Here is a 17,069-nt window from a genome sequence, read left to right on the forward strand (position 1 = left end):
CGGACGGCTCGGTGGACGTCCGGCCGCTGACGCGACTTCAACATGTTCCCGGACGGATGTCGTGGGTGGTGCCGGCGCCGTCCCGGCGGGCAGGCAGGATGGCGAGGTGGACGAACACGACATGCTGCTCTCCCCCGCCGGTGTCGACCGGCTGCGCACCGCGCTGACCAGCGCCGGTTTCACCGGCACCGGTATCGCCGACCGGCTCGGGCCGCCGGCCACCGCCGCGATGACGCGCAACGACTACCGGGCGGCGCTGCGCGCGACCGAGGACCGGGACCGGCTCGGCACGCTGATCCGCCTGTTCATCTGCGAGCAGACCGAGCCGGAGGCGTCGGTCGTCGCCGCCCTCGCGCCGCTGACCGTGGCCGAGGCCCTCGACGCCGGGTTCGTCGAGCGGTACGGCGACGGCCTGCGCGCCGGGATCGACCTGGAGCCGTACGGGGACGACTGGTGGGTACTCGCCGACCTGCCGGCCAGCGCCCGACCCGGTCCGCTGCACGCCGAACACGTCCTCGGGGTCGGCGGGGCGACGCAGACCCTGCTCGGCGCGACGGTCCGCCGGCCGGTGGAGACCGCGCTCGACCTCGGCACCGGTTCCGGCGTCCAGGCTCTGCACCTGTCCACCCACGCCCGCCGGGTCACCGCCACCGACCTCTCGGCGCGGGCGCTGCGCTTCGCGGCCACCACCGCCGCGCTCAACGGGCTGGACTGGGAACTGCTCCGGGGTGACCTGGTCGCCCCGGTCGCCGGTCGCCGGTTCGACCTGGTGGTGAGCAACCCGCCGTTCGTGGTCGGCCCGGGTACCACCACCCACGTCTACCGGGACTCCGGCCGGGTCGGCGACGCGGTCGGCGCGGAGCTGGCCGCCGCCGCTCCGGGGCTGCTCACCGAGGGCGGGACCATGCAGTACCTGGCGAACTGGGTGCACGTCACCGGCGAGGACTGGGGTGATCGGGTGGCCGGCTGGTTCGCCGGCACCGGCCTGGACGCCTGGGTCGTCCAGCGCGAGGTCGCCGACCCGATGGCGTACGTGAACCTGTGGGTGACCGACGTCGGCGAGACCCCGGACCCGCACCGGATGGCGGCCTGGCTGGACTGGTTCGACGCGCACAAGGTGGAGGCGGTCGGCTTCGGCATCGTCAGCCTGCGCAACAGCGGCCACGACGACCCGGTGGTCCGGGTGGAGGACCTGCGGCAGCGGGTCGAGCCGCCGATGGGTGACCACGTCGCCGGCTGGTTCGACCGGCAGGACTGGCTGCGCGCCCACGACACCGAGGGGCTGCTGGCGCACCGCTTCCGGGCCGCCGAGGGGTTGCAGCTACGGCAGGAGGCGACCATGGGCGACGAGGGCTGGGCGGTGGACCGGCAGGTGTTGGCCGCGCCGCACGGGCTGCGCTGGAGCGAGGAGATCGACCCGTTGGTGCTGGCCCTGGTCGGCGGGGCGGACGGACGGCTGCCGCTGCGCGACCAGCTCGCCCTGCTGGCCGCCGCGCACGATGTCGCTCCGGACGAGCTGGCCGAGGCGGCCGGCCCGATCGTGGCGCACCTGGTCGAGCGGGGCTTCGTCGAGCCGGTGACCGCCTGATGCGGGCGGTGGTGCAGACGGTCGGCCGGGCCAGCGTGACGGTGGACGGTGAGGTGGTCGGGGCGATCACCGACGGCCTGCTGGTGCTGCTCGGGGTGACCCACACGGACACCCCGGAGATCGCCCGGACGATGGCTCGCAAGGTCCACGAGCTGCGCATCCTCGACGACGAGCGGTCCGCGGCGGAGACCGGGGCGCCGGTCCTGGTGGTCAGCCAGTTCACCCTCTACGGCGACGCCCGCAAGGGACGCCGGCCGAGCTGGACCGCCGCCGCGCCGGCCGAGGTGGCCGAGCCTCTGGTCACCGAGGTCGTCGAGGCGCTGCGGTCCCGGGGCGCCACGGTCGCCACCGGCCGCTTCCGCGCCCACATGCTGGTCGAGAGCGTCAACGTCGGCCCCCGCACGATCCTGCTCGATCTCTGACCAGCACCGGCCGGCCGACGCCCGCCGACGACGGGCCTGCGGCGACCGACGACGGTGGCGGTGTCACGCCGTGGCGTTACCCCGCCACCGTCAACTGTTCACCAGGGTGAACGGCGGCGGTAGAACCGTCGCATGCAATCCCCCTCACAGCCCTTCGCCTCCGGTCGGAGGCGGCTGGTCGCCGCTGCGGCGGCGGCCGGACTGATCGCGGCGGGAGCCGCCGCGATCCCGACGTCCGCGACAGCGGCCGACCCGGCTCCGGTCGCCCCGGCCGCGACCCGGGACACGCACACGGTCACTCTGATCACCGGTGACGTGGTCACGGTGACCAGCCTCGCCGACGGCAGGGCCACGGCCGACGTGGACCGGCCCGACAGCGCCACCGGTGGTGTCCGCATCCAGGAGAGCGGCGGTGACCTGTACGTCCTGCCCGAGGAGGCACTGCCGCTGCTGGACAGCGGCACCCTCGACCGGCGGCTGTTCAACGTCACCGACCTCATCGAGATGGGGTACGACGACGCCCGGAGCACCGCCCTGCCCCTGATCGCCACCTACTCGCCGACGAAGGGCCGCGCGACCCGCCCGGCGACGCCGCGCGGCACGAAACTCGTCCGCGACCTGCCCAGCATCACGGGTGCGGCGCTGGCCGCCGACAAGAAGCAGGCCCGCGCCTTCTGGTCCACTGTCGCCCCGGCACCGAACGCGCGGTCCGGCGCGACGCTCGGCGGCGGGGTCGGAAAGCTCTGGCTCGACGGCCGGGTCACCGCCGGCCTGAAGGAGAGCGTGCCGCAGGTCGGCGCGCCCGAGGCGTGGGCCGCCGGCTACGACGGCACCGGGGTGACGGTGGCCGTGCTGGACACCGGGGTCGACGCCGCCCACCCCGACCTGGCCGCCCAGATCGACGACAAGGCCAGCTTCGTGCCGGGCGAGGACACCTCCGACGTCCACGGGCACGGCACCCACGTCGCCTCCACGATCGCGGGCACCGGCACGGCCTCCGGCGGCGCGTACCGGGGGGTGGCCCCGGGAGCCGACCTGATCGTCGGCAAGGTGCTCAACAACGCGGGGCAGGGCCTGAACTCGTGGATCATCGCCGGCATGCAGTGGGCGGCCGAGTCCGGGGCGGACGTGGTCAACATGAGCCTCGGCGACAGCTCGCTGATCGACGGCACCGACCCGATGGCCCTCGCGGTGGAGACGCTGACCGCCCGGCACGGGACCCTCTTCGTCGTCGCCGCCGGCAACTCCGGGCCGCAGACCATCGGATCGCCCGGCACCGCCCCCAGCGCGTTGACCGTCGGCGCGGTCGACAAGCAGGACCAGTTGGCGTGGTTCTCCAGCACCGGCCCGCTGGCGCGTACCGGCGCGCTCAAGCCCGACGTCACCGCGCCCGGCGTCGACATCACCGCGGCCCGCTCCCAGCAGACCACCAGCGGCACGGGCATGTACCAGAGCATGGACGGCACCTCGATGGCCACGCCGCACGTGGCGGGAGCCGCGGCGATCCTGGCCCAGCGGCACCCGGAGTGGACCGGTCCGCAGCTCAAGGAGGCGCTGACCAGCAGCGCCAAGGGCCTGGCCGACGAGTACCAGCCGTACCAGGTCGGCACCGGCCGGCTGGACGTGGCGGCGGCGACGCGTAACACCGTACGGGCCACCGGCTCGGCGTTCTTCGGCGCCTTCGACTGGCCGCACGAGTCCAGCGACGCCCCGGTGACCCGGCAGGTGACCGTCACCAACTCCGGCACCACGGCGGTGACCCTGAACCTGGCCCTCACCGGCGGCGGCCCGTTCACCCTCGGCGCCTCCTCGGTGACCGTGCCGGCGGGCGGCACCGCGGCCGTCCCGGTGACCGGTGACCCGCGCGGCTCGGCCCCGGGCCAGCTCACCGGGTACCTGGTCGGCACCGACGCCGCCACCGGCACACCCGTCACCCGGACCGCGCTCGCGCTGTTCAAGGAGGACGAGCGGTACGACCTGACGATCAAGCTGCGCGGCCGGGACGGCAAGCCGGCCAGCGCGACCGTCGTGGTGAACCAGGCCGGCGCGCGATCCGCCGACTCGTACCCGGTCAGCGGCGAGCGGACGCTGCGGCTGCCGCCGGGCACCTACACGGTGGAAACGGTGCTGGACGTCCCGGGCGAGCGCCCCGACGCCCTCGGCTTCGCCCTGCTGGTCGACCCGGAAACCGTGCTCGACCGCTCGACCGAGGTGGTGCTGGACGCCAGCCGGGCCCGCCTGCTCGACACCGCCACGCCGGAGCGCACCGAGGACCGGCAGCGCAAGCTCGACTTCACCGTCCAGTACGCCGGCGGCGCCAGCTTCCGGCAGGCGTTCCAGCTCCCGGTCCGGTACGACGACCTCTACCTGTCGCCGACGGAGCCGGTCACCCAGGGCTCGTTCACGATGTCCACCCGGTGGCGCAAGGGCGAACCGATGCTGAGCCTGACCGCCAACGGCCTGCTGCCGATCGACACCGTTGTCCAGCCGGGCAGCACGCTCACCGCGGGCAAGGACACGCTGCGTCCGGTCTACGCGGGCACCGGCGCCCCCGGCGAGTACGCCGGTGTCGACGCCAGGGGCGCGGTCGCGGTGGTGACCCGCAGTGACGCGGTCAGCCCGGCGGAGCGCGCCGCCGCCGCGGCGGCCGCCGGGGCGAAGCTGCTGCTGGTCGTCAACGACGGCCCCGGCGTCCTCAACGAGCACGTCGGCGACTCCCCGATCCCGGTCGCCACGGTGCATCGGGACGCCGGGCGGAAGCTCGTCGAGGCGGCCCGCGCCGGGGCGCCGAAACTGACCGTCACCCGGACGCCGTACGCCAGCTACCTCTACGATCTGGCCCGCGTCTACCCCGGACAGGTGCCCGACCAGCCGCTCACCTACCACCCGGGTCGCAACGACCTGGCCCGGATCGACGCCCGGTACCACGCGGTGCGAGACGGCGAGGGCGAGGGCTACCGGTACGACATGACCTTCAGCCCCTCGTTCGGTTTCCGCGAGCGGGAGTGGCACCCCGGCACCCGTACCGAGTGGGTCACGCCGGACGTGGTCTGGCACGAGGTGCACATCCAGGACACCTGGACCGACACGGCGCACCACAACTCGTACGCCAAGAACACGACCACCGCACTGAACTGGTTCGCACCGGCCGTCCGACCGGCCTTCAGCCGGACGTTCGCCCTGAAGAACGGCCGCTACCGGGACTACCTGCAGGTCAACGTGCAGACCTGGAGCCCGTCCGGCGACACCCTGGAGCACGGCGGCCACCTGGAGTGGGGTTCGGTGCCGACCAACCTCAAGCTCTACCAGGGCGACACCCTGTTGCACGAGAACAAGCGCGGTGCCGACCTGCAGTGGAAGGCGGTGCCCGCCGGCACGCTGCCGTACCGCCTGGTGCTGGACGCCTCGCGGCCGGCCGAGCAGTGGCGGCTGTCGACCCGCACCCACACCGAGTGGGACTTCGTCTCCAGCTCGAACCAGGCGGAGAACTTCGTCCCGTTCGCGCTGCTCCAGCTCGACTATGCGCTCGAGACGGACCTGCGCGGCGACGTCAAGGCCGGCACCAACCAGCAGATCAGCATCAAGGCCGGACCCCAGCCGGGCGGCACCGGCACCGGCACGGTCGCCTCGGTCGGACTGGAGGTCTCCTACGACGACGGCGCCACCTGGCAGCCGGTGACCCTCAGTAAGGGCGCCGACGACCGGTGGACCGGCTCGCTCAAGCTGCCGAAGCAGCCGGGCGGCTTCGTCTCGGTCCGGGCCGACGCCCGCACCGACGCCGGTTTCGGTATCCGGCAGGAACTCATCCGGGCCTACGGCCTGCGGTGATGTGGTTCACAGAGCCCCGGGGCGCAACGCGTCCCGGGGCTCCTCCCGCTCACCCGACCGGCGTCGGGGGCTGTTCGGGAACCATCACCCTGGCCCATACTCCCCGTGTCGTCACGGGCGGAGGGAGGCGGCCACCGATGCTGGGCGCGTTGGGTCTGAGCCCGGAGGCCGAGGCGGTCTACGGGCTGCTGGTCCGGCGGGCGCGGGCCGGTGTCACCGAACTCGGCGACGCCCTGCGGATGCCCCGGCCACGGTGGAGACGGCCCTGTCCCACCTGACGGCCTGCGGTCTGGTGGCGTCCGGGCCGGACGGTGCCTTCTCGGTGGCGCCGCCCGCGGTCGCGCTCGGTGCGCTGATCAGCGAGCAGCGCAGCGCCCTGCGCAGCGCCGAACTGGCACTCGTCACGCTCGCCGAGGAGTACCGGGGGGCGGTCGCCGGACGCACCATCGACGAGCTGATCGAGGTGGTCACCGGCGTCGACGCGGTCCGCCACCGGTTCGCCCAGGTGCAGCACGCCGCCCGTACGGAGGTCCGCAGCTTCGTCACCCTGCCCTTCATCGCCGTACCACCGGGCAGCAACGCGGTGGAGTCGGTGGCCGTGGGGCAGGGGGTCCGCTTCCGGGTCGTGGTGGACCGCCCGGCGCTCGCCGAACCCGGTGTGGTCGCCGAGACCCTCGAATCACTGCGCAGCGGCGTCCAGGTACGGGTGGTCGAGTCGTTGCCGATCAAGCTCATCCTGGCCGACGCGGAACTGGCCCTGGTGCCGTTGACCGCCACGCCCGGCGGCGAGCCCGGTGCGGTGCTGCTGCACCGCACCGGACTGTTGGCTGCGATGGACGCGCTGTTCGAGATCGTGTGGCGGCACGCCCACCCGCTCGAGGTCTCCGCCGCGGGCGAGGCGTCCGACCACGCCATCGGCGGGCCCGACAGCCCGACCGAGCTGGACCGCAGGATCCTGGCGCTGCTGCTGGCCGGGCTCACCGACCAGGTCGTCGCCGCCCAGCTCGACCTGTCGTTGCGGACCCTGCAACGGCGGCTGCGGCACCTGATGGACCTCGCGGGCGTCGAGACCCGGATGCAGCTCGGCTGGCACGCCGCGCGCCACGGCTGGGCCTGAGCCGCCCCGGCGACGGTCAGGCCAGAAGACCTGCCGGCGTACCCGTCAGAAGAAGAGCCCCCGGCGCTGGAGGGACTGCCGGAGCCAGCCGTCGAGCTGGGCAGCCCAGTCGGTCTGCTGGGCGGTGGCGTGGTCGACGGTGAACCGGCCGAACGCGTCCCGCCCCTCGGTGAAGAGGCCGCCCCGCTTGTCGACCTCCAGGACGACCTGGATGTGCTGCGGGTTCGTGACGAAGGTCAGTTCGAGCTGGTTGATCGCGCTGGCGTACTGCGGCGCGGGGTAGAACTCGATCTCCTGGTAGAACGGCAGGTGCTGCTGCACGCCGTAGATCCGGCCCCGCTCCACGTCCGCGCGGGCGAACCGGAAGCCCAGCCGCAACAGCGCCTGGAGAATCTGCTCCTGGGCCGGCAGCGGGTGCACCGCCACCGCGTCCAGGTCGCCCTTGTCGACCGCCCGGGCCACCTCCAGCTCGGTACGCAGCCCCATCGTCATGCCGTGCAGGTGCTGCCCGTACAGCTGGGTGAGCGGGGTCTCCCACGGCACCTCGAACCGGAACGGCACGTCGTGCCGCTGCCCGGCCTCCAGCCGGAACGCGCCGGTGACCTGCTGGCGGTGGAACTCCTGGTTGGTCTCGTACTCGTTGTCGCCGCTCTCCACCTCGACCCGGGTGATCAGCCCGAGCGCCAGGTATTCGATGTCCGTCGCGTGGTCCCCGCCGACCACCTGGATCCGCCCCTCCAGGTGCCCACCTGGACGGCAGTTCGGGTTGGCCAGCACCGTCTCGACTGACGGACCGCCCACGCCCATCGCCTGCATGAGTTTCTTGAAGACCACACCGACCTCCGATTGCCTCTTGAGTGACGGCCCGGCTGGCCGACCGGTGGCAACGTAACCGGGCTCCGCAACCCCCGCCATACGTTCTCTCGCTATTCCTGTCGGTTCCCCGATCGCCTCACTCCCGTTTTACGCGCCCCCGGGCAAGCTGTGTCTCACCGGCGCCACTGGCCCGGTACGCGCGAAGTTGACGCGGGGAGGCGACAGAGATGGTTCTGCAGATGAGCGAGCACCCGAAGACCCCGGCCACCACCGACACCGACGACCACGGGTCCGTGGAGACCCTGGCGGACCTGGACGCCACCGACGAGCGTGGCACGTCCACCGACCTGGTGCGGGCGTACCTCAACGGCATCGGACGTACCAAGCTGCTCACCGCCGCCCAGGAGGTCGAACTCTCCAAGCGGATCGAGGCCGGCCTCTTCGCCGAGGAGAAGCTCGCCACCTGCACCCCCGTCTCCGCCCAGCTCCGGGCGGACCTGGAGGTCGTCGCGGCGGAGGGGCGGGCCGCCAAGGACCACCTGCTGGAGGCGAACCTGCGGCTGGTGGTCAGCATCGCCAAGCGGTACACCGGACGCGGCATGGCCTTCCTCGACCTCATCCAGGAAGGCAACCTCGGCCTCATCCGCGCCGTCGAGAAGTTCGACTACACCAAGGGCTACAAGTTCTCCACCTACGCCACCTGGTGGATCCGCCAGGCCATCACCCGCGCCATGGCCGACCAGGCCCGCACCATCCGCATCCCGGTGCACATGGTCGAGCAGGTCAACCGGATGGTCCGGGTCCGCCGGGAACTCGCGGTCTCGCTGGGCCGGGAGCCCACCGTCGCCGAGGTGGCCGTCGCGCTCGGTGTGCCGGAGTTCCAGGTCATCGAGCTGATCTCGTACGACCGGGAGCCGGTCAGCCTGGACCAGGCGGTCGGCGAGGACGGCGAGAGCGCCCTCGGTGACTTCGTCGCCGCCGTCGACCCGCGGCAGGAGCCCGGCGACGAGATCGCCAACGGCCAGCTCCGCCAGGAGGTACGGATCGTGCTGGCCACCCTGTCGCAGCGGGAGGAGGCGGTGATCCGGCTCCGGTTCGGCCTCGACGACGGCCGGCAGCGCACCCTCGACGAGGTCGGCCGGGAGTTCGGTCTCTCCCGGGAGCGGATCCGGCAGATCGAGAAGGTGACCCTGCTGAAGCTGCGCGACCCGGAGCGGGCTCAGCGGCTGGAGGCGTACGCAAGCTGAACCGGCACCACCCGAGGGCCCCGGCGGTTCGCCGGGGCCCTCGGCCGTCAGCCGGCGGAGAATGATCGTGACCACCGCAACCGGAGTCGATCGAGGGAGGCCGTCGTGAACTGGACATTGGAGGTCGTCGTGGTGCCGGTCACCAACGTCGACCGGGCCCGGGACTTCTACGCCCGGCAGCTCGGCTTCGCCGTCGACCACGACACCCGGATCGGCGACGAAGCCCGGATCGTCCAGCTCACCCCGCCCGGATCGGGCTGTTCCGTGGTGATCGGCACCGGCACCGTGCCCCGGATGCCGCCCGGCTCGCTCAAGGGACTCCAGCTCGTCGTGCCGGACCTGCGTCGGGCTCACGCCGAACTGATCGCCCGTGGGGTGCCGGTCAGCGACATCCAGGTGATCGGCGAGAACCCCCGGCCGGTGCCGGACCCGCTGGACAACGTCGGATTCTTCTTCTTCGAGGACCCGGACGGCAACGGCTGGGCGGTTCAGCAGATCTCCAGCCGGGGGTGACCTCACGCGGGCTGAGGTGTTTGCAGGGGACCCTTCCTCATCAAAAAACGCGAGCAGGGGTCCCCTGCAAACACCTCAGCCCCCCGCCTCCGTCCGTCCGGGCGGCAGGCTGACGGCCGGTGGGGACGGCGCTCAGAGTCGGCGGGGGCCGGTGTCCGGGCGGGTGGCGGCGGCGCCGATCCGGACGGTGGCGTGCAGCACCGAGATGCCGTCGGCCCGGACCAGCACCGGGTTCAGGGTGAGCGCGCGGACCCGGGGCTGTTCGTCGGCGAGCCGGCCGACCCGGAGCAGCAGGTCGACCAGGGCGTCCCGGTCCACCGGCTCGGCCCCCCGGTAGCCCCGCAGCAGCGGCGCGGCCCGGGGCTCGTCGACCAGCTCGCGGGCGTCCCGGTCGGTCAGCGGCACCGCCCGCCATGCCCGGTCGCCGAGCAGTTCGGTGGCGACCCCGCCCAGGCCGAACCCGACGACCGGCCCGAACGTCGGGTCCTCCACCAACTCCACCACGCAGGCCACCCCGGGCGGGACCATCGCCTGGACCAGGACGTCCGCGCCGAAGAGCGCCGCCATCTCGTCGTACGCCCGGCGCACCGCGACCGGGTCGGCCAGGGCGAGGCGGACCGCGCCGAGGTCGAGGCGGTGCCGCAGCCCGGCGGCCGCCGCCTTCAGCGCCACCGGGAAGCCGATCCGTCCGGCAACCTCCGCGGCCTCGTCGGCGGACCGCACCGGCACCGAGTCGACCACCTCGACGCCGTACGCGCCGAGCAGCCGGCCGGCCTGGTCGGGGCCGTCGACCCGGATCGCCGCGTCAGCCGCGGCGGCGTCGACATCGGACAACTCGGGCACGGCGCCCGGCGGCCGGCGCAACCAGTCCGTGTACGTGGTCACCCGGGCCAGCGCCCGGACCGCCTCCTCCACGCCGGAGTAGGCCGGGACGTCGGCGGGAAGTCCGCCGGCCAGGAAGGTCGCCACGACCGGCTTGCCCGTATCGAGCACGCCGGCCAGCCCGGCGGCGAAGTCCGCGTCGGTGTCCACCAGCTGCCCGGGCAGCGGCGGGGCGAAGACCGCGACCAGCGCATCGACCCGCTCGTCGGCGGCGGTCGCGGTCAGGGCCAGGGCGAACTCACTCGTCCCCGCCCGGGGGCCGACGTCGCGGGGGTAGCCGGCGGCGACCTCGAGCCCGTGCGCCGCGCAGGCCGTGGCGGCGAGCCCGGTCAACGCGGAGGAGTTGCCGACGACACCGACCCGCCGGCCCGCCGGCAACGGCTGCTTGGCCAGCAGCACCCCGACGTCGAAGAGTTCGGTCACGGTGTCGACCCGGATCACCCCGGACTGGGCGAAGAGCGCGCTGACCGCGACCTCGTCCGGGCCGCCGGGCAGAGCGGCAGGTCGGGCCGGGGAGGCGAGCGCCACCACCGGCTTGGCCCGCCCGATCCGCCGGGTCAGCCGGGCGAACTTGCGCGGGTTCCCGAAGGTCTCCAGGTAGAGCATGATCACGTCGGTGGCCGGGTCGTCCTGCCAGTACTGGAGCAGGTCGTTGCCGGAGACGTCGGCCCGGTTGCCGGCCGAGACCAGGCTGGACAAGCCCAGACCACGCCGGTCCGCCTCGGCGAGCAGGGCCACCCCGAACGCGCCGGACTGGCTGAAGAACCCGACCCGGCCGGCCGGCGGCAGGACCGGGGCGAGGGTGGCGTTGAGGCGTACCGCCGGATCGGTGTTGGCGATGCCCAGGCAGTTCGGGCCGACCACGCGCATGCCGGCGGCGTGTGCCTGCCGGACCAGGGCGCGCTGGGCCGCCGCCCCCGCCGCGCCCGCCTCGGCGAACCCGGCGGAGATCACCACCAGGCCGTGCACCCCGGCCGCCGCCGCGTCGGCCACCACCGCCGGCACCGCGTCCGGGGTCACCGCGACCACCGCCAGGTCCACCGGCTGACCGGCGTCGGCCGCCGATGGGTACGCGGGCAGCCCGGCGACCGTGGCCGCGCTCGGGTGCACCGGGACGACCGCACCGGCGAACCCGAAGTCGCGCAGATGCCCGAGCACCGCCGCGCCGACCCCCTGGCCGGTGGCGCTGGCCCCGTACACGGCGATCCCGTGCGGGGCGAGCAGCCGGGCGATCGACCGGGCCTCGGTACGCTGCTCGCGGCCCCGCTGCACCTCGAGGGTCTGCTCGGTCGGGGCGATCGGGAAGCTCAGGTGCACCACCCCGTCGGCGAACTGCCGCTGGACCTGGTACCCGAAATCGGCGAAGACCCGCTGCATCGCCCCGTTGGCCGGGAGCACCTCGGCGACGAAGGACGTGATGCCAGCCCGCCGGGCCGCGTCGGCGAGGTGCTCCAGCAGCACCGAACCGATCCCCCGCCCCTGGTAGGCGTCCTCCACCACGAACGCCACCTCGGCGTCCGGCGAGCGCGGGCCGAGCCGCTCGTACCGGCCGACGGCGACGATCCGGTCGCCGGCCAGCACCACGAACGCCTCCCGGTCGTGGTGGTCGACGTACACGAACCGGTGCAGGTCCCGGTCCGGAATGCGCGGGTACGGGGAGAAGTAGCGCAGATAGCGGGTGCGCTCGGAGAACCGGGAGTGCATCGCCACGATGGCCGGCGCGTCGTCCGGGTCGATCCGTCGCAACTGGACGGTCGTACCATCGCTGAGCAGTACGTCCACGGTGCTCACGTCCGGTACCTCCCCGGCCGGTTCAGTCTCTCGGGTCGTGCGGGTCGAGCCCGAACAGCGGGAAGACCGACCGGCGGGTGGCGGCGATGGCCCGATCCACCGCGTCCGGCTCACCGTTCGGCTGCCACGGCTCGTGCGTCGGGTCCACGCCGTCGCCCATCCGCAGCGGCACCACCCGGCCCGGCCGGCGGGCGGCGGCCAGCGCCCGCCAGGCCGGCGGGGTGAGGGTGGCCGGGTCGACCGGCTCGCCGGTGGCCACCGCGAGCAGGTGGGTCCAGGCCCGAGGCACCACCTCGACCAGGGCGTACCCACCGCCGCCGGTGGCCACCCAGCGTCCCTCGCACAACTCGTCGGCGAGTGCCCGCAGGGCGAGGTAGGTGGCCCGTTGCCCCTCGACGCTGAGCCGCAGGTCGGCCAGGGGGTCGAGCCGGTGTCCGTCCGCGCCGCACTGGGTGACCAGCACCTGCGGCCGGAACGCGCGGAGCACCGACGGCACCACCGCGTGGAACGCCCGCTGCCAGCCGGCGTCGTCGGTGCCGGGCGGCAACGGCAGGTTCACCGCGCTGCCCGGTGCCGCCGGGCCACCCGTCTCGTCCGGAAAGCCGGTGCCGGGGAAGAGCGCGAGCGGCGTCTCGTGCAGGCTGACCGTCAGCACCCGGGGCTCGTCCCAGAAGATCTGCTGCACCCCGTCGCCGTGGTGCACGTCCACGTCGACGTAGGCGACCCGCTCCGCGCCCAGGTCGAGCAGGCGGGCGATGGCCACCGCCGGGTCGTTGTAGACACAGAAGCCGGCGGCCCGCCCGGCCATGGCGTGGTGCAGCCCGCCGGCCACGCTCACCGCCCGCCGCGCCTCGCCCCGCCAGACCGCCTCGGCGGCGGCCACCGTGGCACCGGCCACCAGCGCGCTGGACTCGTGCATGCCCTCGAAGATCGGGTTGTCCACGGTACCCAGGCCGTACCCGGAGAAGAACGGGTCGTGCGGGGCCGCCCGGACCGCGTCCAGGTAGTCCGCCCGGTGCACCCGGGTCAGCAGCGCCTCGTCGGCCGGCGCGGGTCGCACCATGCGCACCCCGGGCCGGTCGAGCACGCCCAACTCGCGGGCGAGCGCGACGGTCAGCTCCACCCGTACCGGATCCAGGGGATGGTCACCGAGGTCGTAGTCGAGCAGCGCCGCGTCCCAGACCACCACCGTGTCGTCGGACATGGGGTCATCGTCGCACGGGGGCCCACCAGACGGGCCAGCCAGGCTGTGCCGTTCCAGCCGACCGGCACGCGGGTCCCGGCCGATGGGCCACCCGGGCCGGGGTGCGCGGGTCACGGCCGACCTGGCCTGGACGTCCCGGCCGGCGCGTGACGTCAGCGTTCCGGCTCCGGGCCGGTGGCCACCGGCCGGTCCGGGTCGGCCAGCCACCCGCTCCACGAACCGACGTACAGGGCCGCGTCGGGCCGGCCGGCGAGGTGCAGCGCCAGCACCGTCTGCGCGGCGGTCACCCCTGATCCGCAGTACGCCCCGACCGGCTGATCGGCGGTGACCCCGGCGGCGGCGAACCGGTCCCGCATCAGAGCGACGGACGGGAAGCGGCCCTCGGCGACGTACTCCGGGGCGGGCAGGTTCGCCGCACCGGGGATGTGTCCGGCGACCGGGTCGACCGGCTCGGCCTCACCCCGGTAACGCGGGGCGGCCCGGACGTCGAGCAGCACCCCCGTGTCGGCGGCGGCGAGCCGGGCGGCGGCGTCGGCGTCGAGCACCGGCAACCCGCCGGGACGGACGGTGACGTCGCCGGGCGGAGGAGCCGGCACGTCGGTGTCGACCGGCAGGCCGGCGGCCGCCCAGGCCGGAAAGCCCCCGTGCAGCACCCGGACCGGGCGGTGTCCAGCCCAGCGCAGCGTCCACCAGGCGCGGGCCGCGGCCATCCCGTCACCGCCGTCGTACACCACCACCGGGTGCCCCTCCCGGACGCCCGCGCGGCGCAGCGCCGCCTGGAGCACGGCCGGGTCGGGCAGCGGGTGCCGCCCGTCGGGGCCGGGCGGACCGCACAGCTCGGTGTCCAGGTCGACGAAGACCGCACCGGGCAGGTGGCCGGCGGCGTAGTCGCCCCGGCCGGGCGGGCCGGCGAGCCGCCAACGGACGTCGAGCAGGATGGGCGGGTGGGCGTGACCGATCTCGACGGCCAACTCCGCCGCCTCGACCAGGAGATCGTCGGTACCGGACATGGCGTCCAGTTAACCCCATCGCACCGTCCTGACCGGCGGTTCGCCGCCGGCCGTCGACCGGTCACCGGGGTAGCATCGATTCTTGGGAGGACCTGCCACGTGAAACATGATCTGGTCGACACGACCGAGATGTACCTGCGCACCATCCTCGAACTCGAGGAGGAGGGGGTGCCGCCGCTGCGCGCCCGGATTGCCGAGCGGCTACGGCAGAGCGGTCCGACCGTCAGTCAGACCGTCGCCCGGATGGAACGCGACGGGCTGCTCACCGTCGAGGGCGACCGGCACCTCGCACTGACCCCGCTGGGCCGCGGCACGGCCGTCTCGGTGATGCGCAAGCACCGCCTCGCCGAGCTGCTGCTGGTCAACGTGATCGGCATGCCCTACGAGGAGGCCCACGAGGAGGCCTGCCGGTGGGAGCACGTGATGAGCGACGCGGTGGAGAAGCGGGTCTACGACCTGCTCAACCGCCCGACACGCTCCCCGTACGGCAACCCCATCCCAGGGCTGGAGGAGTTGGGCACGCCGGAGCAGCCCAGCGCCGAGGCGGTCGACGGCGAACGGAACCTGGCCTTCCCCGGCCTCGCCGGGCGGGTGATCGTACGGCGGATCTGCGAGAGCGTACAGACCGACGCGGACGTGCTGCGCCAGCTGCACGCCGCCGGGGTGGACCCGGGCGCCACGGTGACGGTCGCCCAGGAACGGGACGCGGTCACCATCGACCGCTCAGGCGAGAAGATCCGTCTCCCCCGCGAGGTCGCCTCCCGGGTGTTCGTCGCCGCCCACTGATTCGTCACACCCGCTGATTCGTCCACCCCGGTTTCCGACGTGCGCCGGGCGGGCCGGTGCCCGTCCGGCTCAGTCGGTGACGTACGGGCAGTGCCGGCAGCCGCGCCCGCAGCAGGTGCCGCGCCGGGCGAGAAAGCCGGCGGTGAGGACGAACAGACCGGTCCCCGGGTCAAGGTAGCCGGCTTCGCCGGCGGCCAGGGCGGCGGCGTGCGCGGCGAGGATCCGCTCCCGCTCGGGATGCCGGGGCGACAGGCGGGACGGGTGGGGCTCGCTCAACGCCCGTGCCGCCAGCGGCCGCCGCTCTCCACCCACCCGTGCAGTGTAGGTGGGGCGGGCGGCGAGAAGCGGACGAGAGTACCCCGTCGTCCGGGGCAGCCGGGTACGGGACGAGGCGGAACGGGGCCGGCTCAACCACTGCGCGGTGCGGAGCACGACGACCGCCTCCCAGGGCCAGGTCGTGGCGTACATGGACTACGCCGACAGCTGGGTCGAGGTCACCGTCTTCGCCCCCACGGGCCGGGAACTACACGGCGCACGTCGCGTACGCCGCGGGCTACGGCGACGCGCAGCACACCCTCACCGTCAACGGCGGCGCGCAGGTGGTCACCTATCCGAACACCGGCTGGGAGACCTGGCGACAGGTACAGGCCGACGTCACGCTGAACGCCGGCTTCAACACCCTGCGGCTCACCCACCGGAGCCGCTGGGCGGAACTCGACTTCGTCGAGGTCACCTGACGGCCGTCGCCAACCCCGCCTGCGGCGGCCGGAAGCGTTCGATCGGCTCTCGAGAGAGGCTCGACCCCGAACAACAAAAAGACGTTTGTGAATATTGACAGGTGAGGCTAGGCGGTCCAGAGTGTCCAACATCATTTCGTCCCGCTAGGAGCTTCGATGTTCCGACGTACACTCCGGATCGCCGCTGCGCTGCTGCTCACCGCGACCGCGAGCCTGGTCGTCGCCACGACGACGGCCGCCCCCGCCCAGGCCGACACCTGTTACACCTGGCCCCGCTACCTGCACGCCGGCATGACCGGCGACGATGTGCGGCAGCTGCAGATCCGGATCTCCGGTTATCCCGCCTACGGCCAGGTCCTCGCCCTCGACGGCTCGTACGGCCCGGCGACCGAAGCGGCGGTGCGCCGGTTCCAGCAGGCGTGGGGGCTCACCGTCGACGGCAAGGCCGGACCGCAGACCCTCGGCAAGATCTACGACCTGCAGGACGGCGACTGCACCCCGGCCAACTTCTCCTACAGCGAGATGAACCGCTGCAACTCGGACTGGTCCGGCGGCGCGGTCTCCGCCTCGACGGCGAAGTTCAACGCGTTGGTCGTGATGTGGAAGCTAGAGGCGATGCGGCACGCACTCGGCGACGTCTCCATCAACATCTCCAGCGGCTTCCGCAGTTACGCCTGCAACAGTGCGGTCGGCGGCTCGCCGACGAGCAAGCACGTCTACGGGCTCGCTGCCGATCTCATCGGACGCCCGTCCCTCTGCACGCTGGCCAAGCAGTCCCGTTACCACGGGTTCAACCTGATCCTCGGCCCCGGTTACCCCGACCACAACGACCACACCCATGTCGCCACCCAGACGAACCTCTACTGGGAAGCCCCTTCCTGCGGGATCTGAGCCGCAGCGAACGCCGCACGGGGAGCGGGCCCGTGGCTGGACGACCCGGAAACGTTCACCGCGACCGTCGCCGCCTTCCTCCGCTGAACCACCGACGGCCGACCGACGCCGCCTCGCCCGGCGCAGGCGTGACGCGCGGGACGGGTTCACTGCGACCTGAGCCGCGCCGGGCGGCGGGCCGGTCCGGGCGGGCCAGGGCAGCACGCGACCGCCCGGACCGGGATCGGTCCGGGCGGT

At 73.5% G+C, this 17,069-nt stretch carries 15 protein-coding genes; 10 read left to right on the plus strand and 5 right to left on the minus strand.

Annotated features, from left to right (window positions below):
- The first annotated feature begins 106 nt into the window (after window positions 1–106).
- From GA0074692_RS17160 to GA0074692_RS17175, 5 genes are all read left to right on the plus strand, one after another.
- A complete protein-coding gene (locus tag GA0074692_RS17160; RefSeq protein WP_176738481.1) occupies window positions 107–1,588 on the plus strand; it encodes a DUF7782 domain-containing protein in 1,482 nt (493 codons plus the stop codon).
- On the plus strand, window positions 1,588–2,010 hold the full coding sequence (gene dtd / locus GA0074692_RS17165; protein ID WP_091645851.1) for a D-aminoacyl-tRNA deacylase: 423 nt from the start codon (window positions 1,588–1,590) through the stop codon (window positions 2,008–2,010). The genes GA0074692_RS17160 and dtd overlap by 1 nt, the downstream gene beginning before the upstream one ends.
- A gap of 132 nt (window positions 2,011–2,142) precedes the next feature.
- Entirely contained in the window at window positions 2,143–5,838 is a 3,696-nt protein-coding gene (locus tag GA0074692_RS17170; protein WP_091645853.1) for a S8 family serine peptidase, read from the plus strand.
- Between the two features lie 137 nt (window positions 5,839–5,975).
- The gene (locus GA0074692_RS36055; protein ID WP_245730342.1) at window positions 5,976–6,116 is read left to right on the plus strand and encodes a hypothetical protein; all 141 of its coding nucleotides are present in this window, start codon (window positions 5,976–5,978) and stop codon (window positions 6,114–6,116) included.
- Window positions 6,092–6,955 (plus strand): winged helix-turn-helix domain-containing protein, encoded by an 864-nt coding sequence (locus GA0074692_RS17175; protein WP_245730343.1) that lies wholly within the window; start codon window positions 6,092–6,094, stop codon window positions 6,953–6,955. Before GA0074692_RS36055 ends, GA0074692_RS17175 begins: the two co-directional genes overlap by 25 nt.
- 45 nt (window positions 6,956–7,000) lie before the next feature.
- Here the strand turns inward: GA0074692_RS17175 and GA0074692_RS17180 are convergent, their stop codons facing one another.
- Window positions 7,001–7,789 (minus strand): sporulation protein, encoded by a 789-nt coding sequence (locus GA0074692_RS17180; RefSeq protein WP_091645855.1) that lies wholly within the window; start codon window positions 7,787–7,789, stop codon window positions 7,001–7,003.
- A gap of 221 nt (window positions 7,790–8,010) precedes the next feature.
- On the opposite strand from GA0074692_RS17180, the gene sigB reads away from it, so the two are divergent.
- Window positions 8,011–9,018, plus strand: coding sequence for an RNA polymerase sigma factor SigB (gene sigB / locus GA0074692_RS17185; RefSeq protein WP_091653625.1), 1,008 nt, complete (start codon window positions 8,011–8,013; stop codon window positions 9,016–9,018).
- Between the two features lie 105 nt (window positions 9,019–9,123).
- A complete protein-coding gene (locus GA0074692_RS17190) occupies window positions 9,124–9,531 on the plus strand; it encodes a VOC family protein (RefSeq protein WP_091645858.1) in 408 nt (135 codons plus the stop codon).
- A gap of 132 nt (window positions 9,532–9,663) precedes the next feature.
- Here GA0074692_RS17190 and GA0074692_RS17195 read toward each other — a convergent pair whose 3' ends face one another.
- The 3 genes from GA0074692_RS17195 to GA0074692_RS17205 form a co-directional block, all read right to left on the minus strand.
- Complete coding sequence (locus GA0074692_RS17195) at window positions 9,664–12,204, minus strand: bifunctional acetate--CoA ligase family protein/GNAT family N-acetyltransferase (RefSeq protein WP_091645860.1); 2,541 nt, start codon at window positions 12,202–12,204, stop codon at window positions 9,664–9,666.
- Between the two features lie 22 nt (window positions 12,205–12,226).
- Window positions 12,227–13,408 carry an acetoin utilization protein AcuC gene (locus GA0074692_RS17200; protein WP_091645862.1) on the minus strand — a complete coding sequence of 394 codons (1,182 nt, stop codon included), beginning with the start codon at window positions 13,406–13,408 and terminating at the stop codon, window positions 12,227–12,229.
- Window positions 13,409–13,560: 152 nt separating this feature from the next.
- On the minus strand, window positions 13,561–14,418 hold the full coding sequence (locus tag GA0074692_RS17205; RefSeq protein ID WP_091645865.1) for a sulfurtransferase: 858 nt from the start codon (window positions 14,416–14,418) through the stop codon (window positions 13,561–13,563).
- A gap of 99 nt (window positions 14,419–14,517) precedes the next feature.
- Here GA0074692_RS17205 and GA0074692_RS17210 point away from each other — a divergent pair, with 99 nt between their 5' ends.
- Entirely contained in the window at window positions 14,518–15,204 is a 687-nt protein-coding gene (locus tag GA0074692_RS17210) for an iron-dependent transcriptional repressor DtxR (RefSeq protein WP_091645868.1), read from the plus strand.
- 69 nt (window positions 15,205–15,273) lie between these two features.
- Here GA0074692_RS17210 and GA0074692_RS17215 read toward each other — a convergent pair whose 3' ends face one another.
- A complete protein-coding gene (locus tag GA0074692_RS17215) occupies window positions 15,274–15,516 on the minus strand; it encodes a DUF5522 domain-containing protein (protein ID WP_091653628.1) in 243 nt (80 codons plus the stop codon).
- Window positions 15,517–15,803: 287 nt separating this feature from the next.
- On the opposite strand from GA0074692_RS17215, the gene GA0074692_RS36990 reads away from it, so the two are divergent.
- Complete coding sequence (locus GA0074692_RS36990; protein ID WP_425413338.1) at window positions 15,804–15,941, plus strand: carbohydrate-binding protein; 138 nt, start codon at window positions 15,804–15,806, stop codon at window positions 15,939–15,941.
- Window positions 15,942–16,097: 156 nt separating this feature from the next.
- Complete coding sequence (locus GA0074692_RS17225; protein ID WP_091645870.1) at window positions 16,098–16,832, plus strand: D-Ala-D-Ala carboxypeptidase family metallohydrolase; 735 nt, start codon at window positions 16,098–16,100, stop codon at window positions 16,830–16,832.
- Window positions 16,833–17,069 lie beyond the last annotated feature (237 nt).

The sequence above is a fragment of the Micromonospora pallida genome, from assembly GCF_900090325.1.
GTDB classification, from domain to species: domain Bacteria; phylum Actinomycetota; class Actinomycetes; order Mycobacteriales; family Micromonosporaceae; genus Micromonospora; species Micromonospora pallida.